Raw genomic sequence first — 14,080 nt, forward strand, 5'->3', positions numbered from 1 at the left:
CGGGAGTTTTGCGTTCCCCGAGACGGGTTCAGAAGAATTTAACGGGAATGTGAAAACTACACAAAACGCTGCGAGGCAGCTTCCAGTTCCAGATTACAGAAATGAAAAAAGCACCCGACAGGTGCTTTTCTCGCGTTCAAGTTTGAGTGAAAACTTAACCGTAAATATTGGCGCGATCGCGCAGTTCTTTTCCTGGTTTAAAGTGAGGAACGTATTTTCCTTCCAGTTCTACTTTATCGCCAGTCTTCGGATTACGTCCGGTACGTGGTGCGCGGTAGTGCAAAGAGAAACTGCCGAAACCGCGGATTTCAATACGCTCGCCCTGCGCAAGAGTCGAGGCCATATGCTCCAGCATCTCTTTTACTGCATCTTCAACCGTCTTAGCGGGAATGTGCGATTGCTGGGTGGCAAGTCTTTCTATCAATTCTGACTTGGTCATGATTCCTCCGGTTCCTTAAAGGCAAATTAAGCGGCTGCTGTTGCTGCATTGATTAAGGGCGGCCGTAGCCGCCCTTAGTGCTTGATTACAGGACGAAACCTGCAATCTGTCAAGTAAACTCAACAAACTTCGGAATAAAAATCCCGAAGAGTCAGAGAATTACTCGCCTTTAGCTGCTTTGAAAGCTTCAGCCATTGCGTTGTTGGAGAAGTTTGCATCTTCCTGTTTGTTAACAGTTGCGATTGCATCTTTCTCGTCAGCTTCGTCTTTCGCACGAACAGACAGGCTGATTGCGCGGTTTTTACGATCAACGCCGGTGAATTTAGCTTCAACTTCGTCGCCAACGCTCAGAACCAGGGTAGCGTCTTCAACGCGGTCACGGGATGCTTCAGAAGCACGCAGGTAACCTTCAACGCCGTCAGCCAGTTCTACGGTTGCGCCTTTAGCGTCAACTGCAGTTACTTTACCAGTTACGATAGCGCCTTTCTTGTTCAGAGCAACCCAGTTGTTGAACGGATCTTCTGCGAGCTGTTTAACGCCCAGGGAGATACGTTCACGTTCTGCGTCAACTTGCAGAACAACTGCAGCGATTTCGTCGCCTTTTTTGTATTCACGAACTGCTTCTTCGCCTGCAACGTTCCAGGAGATGTCAGACAGGTGAACCAGGCCGTCGATGCCGCCGTCCAGGCCGATGAAGATACCGAAGTCAGTGATAGACTTGATTTTACCTTCAACACGGTCGCCCTTGTTGTGGGTTTCCGCGAACTGCTGCCACGGGTTAGCTTTGCACTGTTTCAGACCCAGGGAGATACGACGACGTTCTTCGTCGATATCCAGAACCATAACTTCCACTACATCGCCAACGTTAACAACTTTAGACGGGTGGATGTTTTTGTTGGTCCAATCCATTTCGGAAACGTGTACCAGGCCTTCAACGCCTTCTTCGATTTCAACGAAGCAGCCGTAGTCGGTCAGGTTGGTCACGCGACCAGTCAGTTTAGTACCTTCCGGATAACGTTTAGCGATAGCTACCCACGGATCTTCGCCCAGCTGTTTCAGGCCCAGGGATACACGGGTACGTTCGCGGTCGAACTTCAGCACTTTAACAGTGATTTCGTCGCCCACGTTGACGATTTCGCTCGGATGCTTAACGCGTTTCCAGGCCATGTCAGTGATGTGCAGCAGGCCGTCAACGCCGCCCAGATCAACGAATGCACCGTAGTCAGTGAGGTTCTTAACGATACCTTTAACTTCCATGCCTTCCTGCAGGTTTTCCAGCAGCTGATCGCGCTCTGCGCTGTTTTCGGATTCGATAACGGCACGACGAGAAACAACAACGTTGTTGCGCTTCTGATCCAGCTTGATTACTTTGAATTCAAGCTCTTTGCCTTCCAGGTGCAGAGTGTCACGCACCGGACGAACGTCTACCAGAGAACCTGGCAGGAACGCACGAATACCGTTCAGCTCAACAGTGAAGCCGCCCTTAACTTTGCCGTTGATAACACCGGTAACAGTTTCAGCATCTTCGTAAGCTTTTTCCAGCGTGATCCAGGCTTCGTGACGTTTAGCTTTCTCACGGGACAGCAGAGTTTCACCGAAGCCGTCTTCTACTGCGTCCAGAGCAACGTCAACTTCGTCACCTACCTGGATTTCCAGCTCGCCCTGGGCGTTTTTGAACTGCTCAGCCGGGATGGCAGACTCAGATTTCAGACCAGCGTCAACCAGTACTACGTCTTTGTCGATAGCAACAACAACGCCACGAACGATAGAACCCGGGCGGGTTTCGATTTCTTTTAAGGACTCTTCAAAGAGTTGAGCAAAAGATTCAGTCATGTTTAATCTTCAGGTTTATATTTAACGTCCACCTGGCTCCGTGCCGGATGGGGTTGTTTAACATACCCGCTGTCATTCCATTGCAACGGGGGTACTGCAAATTCGGTCGCTTATGCGAGAGCCAATTTTTGGCGCGCGTAGTGTAACGCTTTTTCAATTACTTGCTCAATGCTTAAGGTGGTGGAATCCAACACTAAAGCATCGGCTGCCGGAACCAGAGGCGCTACCGCACGATTACGATCGCGGTCATCGCGTTCTTTGATCTCGGCCAAAAGGCGTTCAAAGTTAACACTAAAGCCCTTCTCCTGCAACTGTAGCATTCGGCGATGCGCACGTTCTTCCGAAGAGGCGTCAAGGAAAATTTTCACTGGCGCATCAGGGAATACAACCGTTCCCATGTCGCGACCATCGGCAATCAGGCCTGGCAATTCACGAAACGCACGTTGGCGACGCAATAATGCTTCACGAACACGAGGAAATGCGGCGACTTGTGAAGCGGCATTAGCCACTTCCTGAGTACGAATTTCACCGCTGACATCTTCCCCTTCGAGGATCACTTCCAGATTGCCATTGGTCGACACAAAACGTACGTCCAGGTGGGATGCCAGCGGCACCAGAGCGTCTTCTGACGCCACATCAACATGGTGATGTAATGCCGCCAGCGCCAGTACGCGATAAATTGCACCCGAGTCCAGCAGATGCCATTGCAACGCTTCCGCCATAGCCTTACACAAGGTGCCTTTCCCTGCACCGCTTGGGCCATCAATGGTAATAACCGGGGCAATTGCCGTCATCTTTATCTCCTTAAAACAGGCGTACCGTTAACATAACCGCGCGCATTATACGCGTCGGCGCCACAAATCGTTAACGTTGTGTGCAAAAACCAGTTTTGTCTGTATTCAGATGGGGATTTATTGCGCAATTATAGCGGGCTGGCAGAAGACCAGCCCGAAAGATGACAATGATTTACTTACCAGAGGCGATACGATCACGGATATGTTGCGCACGCTCTGTTGATGGTGGGTGAGAGTCAAACATGGACTGGGTACGACCGCCATCCAGGCTAGCCAGTTTTTCAAAGCTACCGACCAGTCCCTGGGTGCTGATGCCACGTTTCTTCAGCAGATCAAAGGAGAAATCATCTGCTTCAGACTCTTTATCGCGGGAGTATTTAGCATTGATAGCGCCTTCTGCGATATCACCTAATTGTGAACGGGAAAGCTGGGAAGCAACACCGCTGGTGGCGGAAATAGCATCACGTGCGGCAACGATCGCATAAGAGGCTTTCATTTCAGCCAGCGAGTGACCCAACGCAACGTGCCCCAGTTCATGACCCAGAACCCCTTCAATTTCGTTGTCGTTCATCATGTCCATCAGGCCACTGTAGACACGAACACAGCCGTTCGCCATCGCCCATGCGTTGACGTCGCTGGTCATATAAACCTTATAGTTGACCGGCGTGCCGTTAATATTGTTACCCAATGCTTTGGCGATTTTTGCCAGACGTTTACCGTACTTGCTGGATTTACTTGCGACTTGATTGCCGCTGTCCATTTCGGCACAGCCCTGATTGGCAATCGCTTTTGCATCGGCATCGCTTAACGTTGCTGCTTTATATGCATTTAAACCGGAGCTGATAGCCATATTGGTATCAATACCGTGGGTATTTTGACACCCTGTCAGTAATGCTGCAGAGGTCGCAATCGCCAGCAGTAATTTAGTATTCTTCATGTGAATCATCCGTTGATTAATCATATATAAATATTATGTATCAACAACTTACATTGACAGTTAACGCTACCATCAATAAAAATGGTTCACAATGTCCGAAAAAAAACGCCGACAATGTGCCGACGTTTTGATAAAGAAAGATTTGGCTATTTATTGCCCGTTCTTCATTCAGGCTGCCTGGCTAATCCGCGCCAGTTGCTCGAAATAATCCGGAAATGTTTTGGCCGTACATTTTGGGTCAAGAATCGTCACCGGCGTATCTGACAAGGCCACCAGCGAGAAACACATCGCCATGCGGTGATCGTTATAAGTGGCGATCTCGGCAAAGTTCAGTTTTTCCGGCGGCGTAATGCGAATGAAGTCATGCCCCTCTTCCACTTCAGCCCCCACTTTTCGCAGTTCAGTCGCCATCGCAAAAAGACGATCCGTCTCTTTAACGCGCCAGTTATAAATATTACGCAGCGTTGTGGTGCCTTTCGCAAACAGCGCCGCCGTCGCGATAGTCATCGCCGCATCGGGAATATGGTTCATATCCATATCGATAGCGTTCAGTTCACCACGAGTGCAGGAAATATAATCATCGCCCCAGCTAATGGCCGCCCCCATTTTTTCCAGCACATCAGCAAAGCGAATATCACCCTGCATACTGTTGCGTCCAATGCCGGTCACTTTTACAGTGCCACCTTTGATCGCTGCTGCGGCAAGGAAGTAAGACGCAGAGGAGGCATCGCCTTCTACCAAATAAGTCCCCGGTGACTGATAAGACTGCCCGCCTTTTACGACAAATTTTTGATAGTGCTGATTTTCGATTTCAACACCAAACGTCTTCATCAGGTTGAGCGTGATGTCGATATAAGGTTTAGAAACCAGTTCACCTTTAATACGAATAACCGTATCTTCCGGCGCAAGCGGCGCGGTCATTAACAGTGCGGTAAGGAACTGGCTGGAAACGGAGCCATCAACTTCTACGTTGCCCCCCACAAAACCACCCTGTAAACGCAGCGGTGGGTAGTTTTCTTGTTCCAGGTAAGTAATTTTCGCCCCGCCCTGGAGCAGCGCATCCACCAGATGACCGATCGGGCGCTCTTTCATACGAGGCTCACCAGTCAGGACAATATCATTACTTCCCAGACAAAGTGCTGCCGCCAGCGGGCGCATCGCAGTGCCCGCATTACCAAGGAACAACTCCAGCGCATTTTCTGCGTCTAATGGACCGCCGTTACCGATGATTTCGCAGCGCGTACGATCGGCAGAAAGCGTATAGCTCACCCCCAATGCCTGCAACGCATTCAGCATATGACGAACATCATCGCTATCCAGCAGATTGGTTAATACTGTTTTGCCGTGTGCTAATGCCGCCAGCAATAAAGCGCGGTTAGAAACGCTCTTGGAACCAGGCAGATTAATAGTGCCATCGACACGGGCGATGGGGTGTAACGTCAGGGATTCCATGAACTCAACTCTCTACAACAGAAATAAAAACCCCACAGGCTGGCTGTGGGGATTAAGCAAAATTTCGGCATTAGCCGTGACGGCGTTCGAACTCAACCATGAAGTCTGTCAGAGCTTTAACGCCTTTCAGCGGCATCGCGTTATAAATAGACGCGCGCATTCCGCCGACAACACGATGACCTTTCAGCGCATGAAGGCCAGCCGCAAAAGACTCTTCAAGGAACAATTTGTCGAGCGCACTGTCCGCCAACTGGAACGGCACGTTCATCCGCGAACGGTTAGCTTTCGCCACATCATTACGGTAGAAATCGCTGTTATCAATCACGCCATACAGCAGTTCTGCTTTTTGCTGATTGATATTATCCATTGCAGCCACACCACCGTTCGCTTTTAGCCATTTGAAGACCAGGCCAGATAAGTACCAGGCAAACGTAGGCGGTGTGTTAAACATGGAGTCGTTATCGTTGAGGATGGAATAATCCAGAATCGACGGGCAGGCGATATTTGCTTTACCCAGCAAGTCTTCGCGAACAATAACGATCGTCAGGCCAGCCGGGCCGATATTTTTCTGCGCACCAGCGTAAATCACGCCGTAACGGCTGACATCAATCGGACGGGAAAGAATCGTTGAAGAGAAGTCGGCAGCGACCACCACATCTTTACCGAAGTCTGGCGTTTCGTCGATGGCGATACCGTCGATGGTTTCATTCGGGCAGTAATGCATATAAGCAGCATTATCAGAGAGTTGCCATTCACGCATTGGCTTAACCGCGCGCAGGCCATCAACAGTCACTTTGGCGTCAAACACATTTGGCGTGCAGTATTTTTTCGCTTCTTTGATGGCGCTTGCCGCCCAGTAGCCTGCATCAACATAATCTGCTGTGGTTTTATCACCAAGAATATTCAGAGGTACAGCAGCAAACTGACCGCGACCGCCGCCGTGGCAGAATAATACTTTGTAGTTGGAGGGGACGTTAAGAAGATCGCGAAAATCCTTCTCGGCTTCCTCTGCAACCTGAATGAACTCTTTGCCACGGTGGCTCACTTCCATCACCGACGTGCCAAGACCGTTCCAGTCGCGCAGTTCCTGTTGAGCCTGTTTAAGCACCTCTGCCGGTAACATTGCCGGACCAGAACTAAAATTGAAGATTTGAGCCATTTCCCCTCACCACGTTGCGTTGCTATTAACCCCCGGTCAATCGATTGCGACCGCAGGTAATACGTTATTCCTGTGGCTATCGGTTTTATCATTCAGTGACACGCATCGCAATGGGTAAAACCGTTGCGCGCAAAAATGCGGCACGCGTCACACAATATAAAATCTCGAATCATTGTCAAAAAACCGATGTTTTTGCTGTCAGGTCACCCGTTTTACCCGACTTGCCTTCGTCCATTCTGGATTTGCACAGCGCGGACATAATTGTTTTTCACCCGCGTTCATGTGAATGATTTCACTGCAACGGATGCAGGCATAGTCCGCCGACTCCGGCACCACTTTATAACGTTGGGTACAATCACTGGGTAAAATAAGCAACCCCGGCTTCACCTTGTCATCTTCAAAGAAATAGACGCTGATTTCACCGTTGGTTTCAAGAATAGCCAGGCGTACCTGTCCAAGTTGTTCCACACCACGCAGTCGCAGCTCCATAAAAAACTCAAATTCCGTCATGTTGGAGTTATTGAGTTTCGACCAAGCCAGTTCGCCATCTTCAATAATGACAACCGGCTTGCCTTCCAGCAGATCTTCCAGTTTCTCACTGTGCGCCATCAGCCACATCACCAGGCGGTATAACAACGCCAGGGTAATGAAGACGATAAGCACCGGGATCATCGGCACATCGTCGTAAAACGCCACATCCCCTGCAGCTGACCCCAGCGTCAGAATGATTAACACTTCAAATAGCGACATTTGCCGCACTCCACGCCTTCCAGTCATTTTTAGAAACAGAAAGACCAGAACAAAGGTATAGAGACTCCGTAGAGCGACTTCGCCAAGAAAATCCAGCGGCACTTTATCGAATGCCATACGGTGGAGATCGAACGCCTTCATTTTTATGCTCTTATCGTAATTTATCCGCTAAAAGCATAGTCAACAGTTCACCGGCGTGGCGGCGGTGATAGCGCCTTTGAGATAAAACCCGTATTATTGCGCGCTTTCCGTACGACTAAAGTGATTTTCATGACACAAACATTTATCCCCGGCAAAGATGCCGCCCTGGAAGATTCCATCGCTCGCTTCCAGCAAAAACTCTCCGACCTCGGTTTTCAGATTGAAGAAGCTTCCTGGCTGAATCCAGTGCCTAACGTCTGGTCTGTACATATTCGCGACAAAGAGTGCGCACTGTGTTTTACCAACGGTAAAGGCGCAACCAAAAAAGCGGCGCTGGCTTCTGCCCTGGGCGAATATTTCGAGCGTCTCTCAACCAACTACTTTTTTGCTGATTTCTGGCTGGGTGAAACTATCGCCAATGGTCCGTTCGTGCATTATCCCAACGAAAAATGGTTCCCACTGACAGAAAGCGATGACGTGCCGGAAGGCCTGCTCGATGACCGTCTGCGCGCATTTTACGACCCGGAAAATGAACTGACCGGCAGTATGCTGATTGACCTGCAATCCGGTAATGAAGATCGCGGTATATGTGGCCTGCCGTTTACGCGCCAGTCTGACAATCAGACCGTTTATATTCCGATGAATATTATCGGTAACCTGTACGTTTCCAACGGTATGTCCGCCGGTAATACCCGCAACGAAGCACGCGTTCAGGGATTGTCCGAAGTTTTCGAACGCTACGTGAAAAACCGCATTATTGCTGAAAGCATCAGCTTGCCGGAGATCCCGGCAGATGTGCTTGCACGTTATCCGGCTGTAGTTGAAGCGATCGAAACACTGGAAGCGGAAGGTTTCCCAATCTTTGCTTATGACGGCTCGCTTGGCGGTCAGTATCCCGTGATCTGCGTCGTACTGTTCAACCCGACCAATGGCACTTGTTTTGCCTCCTTCGGCGCGCATCCTGATTTTGGCGTTGCACTGGAACGTACCGTGACCGAGCTGCTGCAAGGTCGTGGCCTGAAGGATCTGGATGTGTTTACTCCGCCGACCTTCGATGATGAAGAAGTCGCCGAACATACTAACCTCGAAACGCACTTTATCGATTCCAGCGGTTTGATCTCCTGGGATCTTTTCAAACAAGATGCCGATTATCCGTTTGTGGACTGGAATTTCTCTGGCACCACTGAAGAAGAGTTTGCCACGCTGATGGCTATCTTCAACAAAGAGGATAAAGAAGTTTATATTGCCGATTACGAGCATCTGGGCGTTTATGCTTGCCGCATTATCGTGCCGGGTATGTCCGATATTTATCCGGCGGAAGATCTGTGGCTGGCAAATAACAGTATGGGCAGCCATTTACGTGAAACGATCCTTTCGTTACCAGGCAGTGAGTGGGAAAAAGAAGATTACCTGAACCTCATCGAGCAACTGGATGAAGAAGGTTTTGACGACTTTACCCGCGTGCGTGAGCTGTTAGGTCTGGCGACCGGACCAGATAACGGCTGGTACACTCTGCGTATCGGTGAATTAAAAGCAATGCTGGCACTGGCTGGCGGCGATATGGAACAAGCTCTGATCTGGACTGAATGGACGATGGAGTTTAACTCATCGGTGTTCAGTCCGGAACGCGCCAACTATTATCGCTGCCTGCAAACATTGTTATTGCTGGCGCAGGAAGAAGATCGCCAGCCGCTGCAATATCTGAATGCCTTCGTTCGTATGTACGGCGCAGATGCGGTAGAAGCAGCCAGTGCGGCAATGAGTGGCGAAGCGGCGTTTTATGGTTTGCAACCGGTAGATAGCGATCTGCACGCATTTGCGGCGCATCAGTCGTTGTTAAAAGCCTACGAAAAGCTGCAGCGCGCCAAAGCGGCATTCTGGGCAAAATAAAATCAAATAGCCTACGCAATGTAGGCTTAATGATTTGGCTGAGTTATATTACGGGGCGTTTTTTTAATGCCCCGCTTTACATATATTTGCATTAATAAAATAATTGTAATTACAAGGTTAAATATCGGTAATTTATATTTAATAAATACGATCGATATTGTTAGTTTATTTGCCTGTTGCTCCCTTTTAATTAACTGTTTTAGCGGAGGATGCGGAAAAAATTCAACTCATTTGTTAATTTTTAAAATTTATTTTTATTTGGATAATCAAATATTTACTCCGTATTTGCATAAAAACCATGCGAGTTACGGGCCTATAAGCCAGGCGAGATATGATCTATATCAATTTCTCATCTATAATGCTTTGTTAGTATCTCGTCGCCGACTTAATAAAGAGAGAGTTAGTGTGAAAGCTGACAACCCTTTTGATCTTTTACTTCCTGCAGCAATGGCCAAAGTGGCCGAAGAGGCAGGTGTCTATAAAGCAACGAAACATCCGCTTAAGACTTTCTATCTGGCGATTACCGCCGGTGTTTTCATCTCAATCGCATTCGTCTTCTATATCACAGCAACTACTGGCACAGGCACAATGCCCTTTGGCATGGCCAAACTGGTTGGCGGCATTTGCTTCTCTCTGGGGCTGATTCTTTGTGTTGTCTGCGGAGCCGATCTCTTTACTTCCACAGTGTTGATTGTTGTTGCCAAGGCGAGTGGGCGCATCACCTGGGGCCAGTTGGCGAAAAACTGGCTGAACGTCTATTTTGGCAACCTGGTCGGCGCGTTGTTATTTGTACTTTTAATGTGGCTTTCCGGCGAGTATATGACCGCCAATGGTCAATGGGGACTTAACGTCCTACAAACCGCCGACCACAAAGTGCACCATACTTTTATTGAGGCGGTTTGCCTCGGTATCCTGGCTAACCTGATGGTATGCCTGGCGGTATGGATGAGCTATTCTGGCCGCAGCCTGATGGACAAAGCGTTTATCATGGTGCTGCCGGTCGCGATGTTTGTTGCCAGCGGTTTTGAGCACAGTATCGCAAACATGTTTATGATCCCGATGGGTATTGTAATCCGCGACTTCGCATCTCCGGAATTCTGGACCGCTGTCGGTTCAGCACCGGAAAATTTTTCTCACCTGACCGTGATGAACTTCATCACTGATAACCTGATTCCGGTTACGATCGGTAATATTATCGGCGGTGGTTTGTTGGTTGGGTTGACATACTGGGTCATTTACCTGCGTGAAAACGATCACCATTAATGGTTGTCGAAGTACGCAGTAAATAAAAAATCCACTTAAGAAGGTAGGTGTTACATGTCCGAGCTTAATGAAAAGTTAGCCACAGCCTGGGAAGGTTTTACCAAAGGTGACTGGCAGAATGAAGTAAACGTCCGTGACTTCATTCAGAAAAACTACACTCCGTATGAGGGTGACGAGTCCTTCCTGGCTGGCGCTACTGAAGCGACCACTTCCCTGTGGGACAAAGTAATGGAAGGCGTTAAACTGGAAAACCGCACTCACGCGCCAGTTGACTTTGACACCGCTGTTGCTTCCACCATCACTTCTCACGACGCTGGCTACATCAACAAGCAGCTTGAGAAAATCGTTGGTCTGCAGACTGAAGCTCCGCTGAAACGTGCTCTTATCCCGTTCGGTGGTATCAAAATGATCGAAGGTTCCTGCAAAGCGTACAACCGCGAACTGGATCCGATGATCAAAAAAATCTTCACTGAATACCGTAAAACTCACAACCAGGGCGTGTTCGACGTTTACACTCCGGACATCCTGCGTTGCCGTAAATCTGGTGTTCTGACCGGTCTGCCAGATGCTTATGGCCGTGGTCGTATCATCGGTGACTACCGTCGCGTTGCGCTGTACGGTATCGACTACCTGATGAAAGACAAACTGGCACAGTTCACCTCTCTGCAGGCTGATCTGGAAAACGGCGTAAACCTGGAACAGACCATCCGTCTGCGCGAAGAAATCGCTGAACAGCACCGCGCTCTGGGTCAGATGAAAGAAATGGCTGCTAAATACGGCTACGACATCTCTGGTCCGGCTACCAACGCTCAGGAAGCTATCCAGTGGACTTACTTCGGCTACCTGGCTGCTGTTAAGTCTCAAAACGGTGCTGCAATGTCCTTCGGTCGTACTTCCACCTTCCTGGATGTGTACATCGAACGCGACCTGAAAGCTGGCAAGATCACCGAACAAGAAGCGCAGGAAATGGTTGACCACCTGGTCATGAAACTGCGTATGGTTCGCTTCCTGCGTACTCCGGAGTACGATGAACTGTTCTCTGGCGACCCGATCTGGGCAACCGAATCTATCGGTGGTATGGGCCTCGACGGTCGTACCCTGGTTACCAAAAACAGCTTCCGTTTCCTGAACACCCTGTACACCATGGGTCCGTCTCCGGAACCGAACATGACCATTCTGTGGTCTGAAAAACTGCCGCTGAACTTCAAGAAATTCGCCGCTAAAGTGTCCATCGACACCTCTTCTCTGCAGTATGAGAACGATGACCTGATGCGTCCGGACTTCAACAACGATGACTACGCTATCGCTTGCTGCGTAAGCCCGATGATCGTTGGTAAGCAAATGCAGTTCTTCGGTGCGCGTGCAAACCTGGCGAAAACCATGCTGTACGCAATCAACGGCGGTGTTGATGAAAAACTGAAAATGCAGGTTGGTCCGAAATCTGAACCGATCAAAGGCGATCTCCTGAACTACGACGAAGTGATGGAACGCATGGATCACTTCATGGACTGGCTGGCTAAACAGTACATCACTGCACTGAACATCATCCACTACATGCACGACAAGTACAGCTACGAAGCCTCTCTGATGGCGCTGCACGACCGTGACGTTATCCGCACCATGGCGTGTGGTATCGCTGGTCTGTCCGTTGCTGCTGACTCCCTGTCTGCAATCAAATATGCGAAAGTTAAACCGATTCGTGACGAAGACGGTCTGGCTATCGACTTCGAAATCGAAGGCGAATACCCGCAGTTTGGTAACAACGATCCGCGTGTAGATGACCTGGCTGTTGATCTGGTAGAACGTTTCATGAAGAAAATTCAGAAACTGCACACCTACCGTGACGCTATCCCGACTCAGTCTGTTCTGACCATCACTTCTAACGTTGTGTATGGTAAGAAAACCGGTAACACCCCAGACGGTCGTCGTGCTGGCGCGCCGTTCGGACCGGGTGCTAACCCGATGCACGGTCGTGACCAGAAAGGTGCTGTAGCTTCTCTGACTTCCGTTGCTAAACTGCCGTTCGCCTACGCTAAAGATGGTATCTCCTACACCTTCTCTATCGTTCCGAACGCACTGGGTAAAGACGACGAAGTTCGTAAGACCAACCTGGCAGGTCTGATGGATGGTTACTTCCACCACGAAGCGTCCATCGAAGGTGGTCAGCACCTGAACGTGAACGTGATGAACCGTGAAATGCTGCTCGACGCGATGGAAAACCCGGAAAAATATCCGCAGCTGACCATCCGTGTATCTGGCTACGCAGTACGTTTCAACTCGCTGACTAAAGAACAGCAGCAGGACGTTATTACTCGTACCTTCACTCAGTCTATGTAATTAGATTTGACTGAAATCGTACAGTAAAAAGCGTACAATAAAGGCTCCACGAAAGTGGGGCCTTTTTTAGCAAGAGAGCCTTTTTTGTCAGCTATCTATACTTTAAGGTAACTGCCAAAACAGACTCGACGTAGCCTTCGAGCTGCGCACCAACACGGCCTCAGATGGGCCACATCTGGAGAAACACCGCAATGTCAGTTATTGGTCGCATTCACTCCTTTGAATCCTGTGGAACCGTAGACGGCCCGGGTATTCGCTTTATCACCTTTTTCCAGGGCTGCCTGATGCGCTGCCTGTATTGTCATAACCGCGACACCTGGGATACGCATGGCGGTAAAGAAGTTACCGTTGAAGATTTAATGAAGGAAGTGGTGACCTATCGCCACTTTATGAACGCTTCCGGCGGCGGCGTTACCGCATCCGGTGGTGAAGCAATCCTGCAAGCCGAGTTCGTTCGCGACTGGTTCCGCGCCTGCAAAAAAGAAGGCATTCATACCTGTCTGGACACTAACGGTTTTGTTCGTCGTTACGATCCAGTAATTGATGAACTTCTGGAAGTGACCGACCTGGTAATGCTCGATCTCAAACAGATGAACGACGAAATCCACCAGAATCTGGTAGGCGTTTCCAACCATCGTACACTCGAGTTTGCTAAATATCTGGCGAACAAAAATGTGAAAGTCTGGATACGTTATGTCGTAGTACCTGGCTGGTCTGACGATGACGATTCAGCTCATCGCCTCGGTGAATTTACTCGCGATATGGGTAACGTCGAAAAAATCGAGCTCCTCCCCTACCATGAGTTAGGCAAACATAAGTGGGTGGCGATGGGCGAAGAGTACAAACTCGACGGTGTGAAACCACCGAAAAAAGAAACCATGGAGCGAGTGAAAGGGATTCTTGAGCAATATGGTCATAAAGTGATGTTCTAAAACATCATGTGCAGGCTGAATTTCGACCTGCCTCCCCTTCCTTTAGTAGTAAAAAGTAAATCAGCGTTGAGAACATGCTCGACGCTGATTTACTGGATATAATTTCCGAGTTTTAACCTTCTGATTCTACCTCGTTACCAGTCGGCGTAAGGT

11 protein-coding genes are annotated in these 14,080 nt (G+C 49.3%); 4 read left to right on the top strand and 7 right to left on the bottom strand.

Going from position 1 to position 14,080, the window contains the following annotated elements; genetic code table 11:
• Window positions 1–154 precede the first annotated feature (154 nt).
• The 7 genes from ihfB to A7589_RS17645 all read right to left on the bottom strand — a co-directional run bounded on the left by ihfB (window position 155) and on the right by A7589_RS17645 (window position 7,505).
• Window positions 155–439, bottom strand: coding sequence for an integration host factor subunit beta (gene ihfB / locus A7589_RS17615; protein WP_000167336.1), 285 nt, complete (start codon window positions 437–439; stop codon window positions 155–157).
• Between the two features lie 159 nt (window positions 440–598).
• Entirely contained in the window at window positions 599–2,272 is a 1,674-nt protein-coding gene (gene rpsA / locus A7589_RS17620; RefSeq protein ID WP_000140327.1) for a 30S ribosomal protein S1, read from the bottom strand.
• A gap of 110 nt (window positions 2,273–2,382) precedes the next feature.
• Window positions 2,383–3,066, bottom strand: coding sequence for a (d)CMP kinase (gene cmk, locus A7589_RS17625; protein WP_000125014.1), 684 nt, complete (start codon window positions 3,064–3,066; stop codon window positions 2,383–2,385).
• Between the two features lie 172 nt (window positions 3,067–3,238).
• Window positions 3,239–4,003 carry a metallopeptidase YcaL gene (ycaL, locus tag A7589_RS17630; RefSeq protein ID WP_001295345.1) on the bottom strand — a complete coding sequence of 255 codons (765 nt, stop codon included), beginning with the start codon at window positions 4,001–4,003 and terminating at the stop codon, window positions 3,239–3,241.
• Between the two features lie 168 nt (window positions 4,004–4,171).
• Window positions 4,172–5,455: a 3-phosphoshikimate 1-carboxyvinyltransferase gene (aroA, locus tag A7589_RS17635; protein ID WP_000445175.1), complete on the bottom strand. Its 1,284-nt coding sequence runs from the start codon at window positions 5,453–5,455 to the stop codon at window positions 4,172–4,174.
• Between the two features lie 70 nt (window positions 5,456–5,525).
• Window positions 5,526–6,614, bottom strand: a complete 1,089-nt coding sequence (gene serC, locus A7589_RS17640) for a 3-phosphoserine/phosphohydroxythreonine transaminase (RefSeq protein WP_000057145.1) — start codon at window positions 6,612–6,614, stop codon at window positions 5,526–5,528.
• Between the two features lie 198 nt (window positions 6,615–6,812).
• Entirely contained in the window at window positions 6,813–7,505 is a 693-nt protein-coding gene (locus tag A7589_RS17645) for a DUF421 domain-containing protein (protein ID WP_000642858.1), read from the bottom strand.
• 129 nt (window positions 7,506–7,634) lie between these two features.
• Between A7589_RS17645 and ycaO the strand changes: the two genes are divergently transcribed.
• The 4 genes from ycaO to pflA all read left to right on the top strand — a co-directional run bounded on the left by ycaO (window position 7,635) and on the right by pflA (window position 13,927).
• The gene (ycaO, locus tag A7589_RS17650; protein WP_105282694.1) at window positions 7,635–9,395 is read left to right on the top strand and encodes a 30S ribosomal protein S12 methylthiotransferase accessory factor YcaO; all 1,761 of its coding nucleotides are present in this window, start codon (window positions 7,635–7,637) and stop codon (window positions 9,393–9,395) included.
• Between the two features lie 405 nt (window positions 9,396–9,800).
• Window positions 9,801–10,658: a formate transporter FocA gene (gene focA / locus A7589_RS17655; RefSeq protein ID WP_000642546.1), complete on the top strand. Its 858-nt coding sequence runs from the start codon at window positions 9,801–9,803 to the stop codon at window positions 10,656–10,658.
• A 54-nt stretch (window positions 10,659–10,712) separates the two neighbouring features.
• Window positions 10,713–12,995, top strand: coding sequence for a formate C-acetyltransferase (gene pflB, locus A7589_RS17660; RefSeq protein WP_001292807.1), 2,283 nt, complete (start codon window positions 10,713–10,715; stop codon window positions 12,993–12,995).
• 191 nt (window positions 12,996–13,186) lie between these two features.
• Complete coding sequence (pflA, locus tag A7589_RS17665; protein ID WP_000111043.1) at window positions 13,187–13,927, top strand: pyruvate formate lyase 1-activating protein; 741 nt, start codon at window positions 13,187–13,189, stop codon at window positions 13,925–13,927.
• Window positions 13,928–14,080: the final 153 nt, after the last annotated feature.

This window comes from Escherichia sp. MOD1-EC6475 (assembly GCF_003046645.1).
Classification (GTDB): domain Bacteria; phylum Pseudomonadota; class Gammaproteobacteria; order Enterobacterales; family Enterobacteriaceae; genus Escherichia; species Escherichia ruysiae.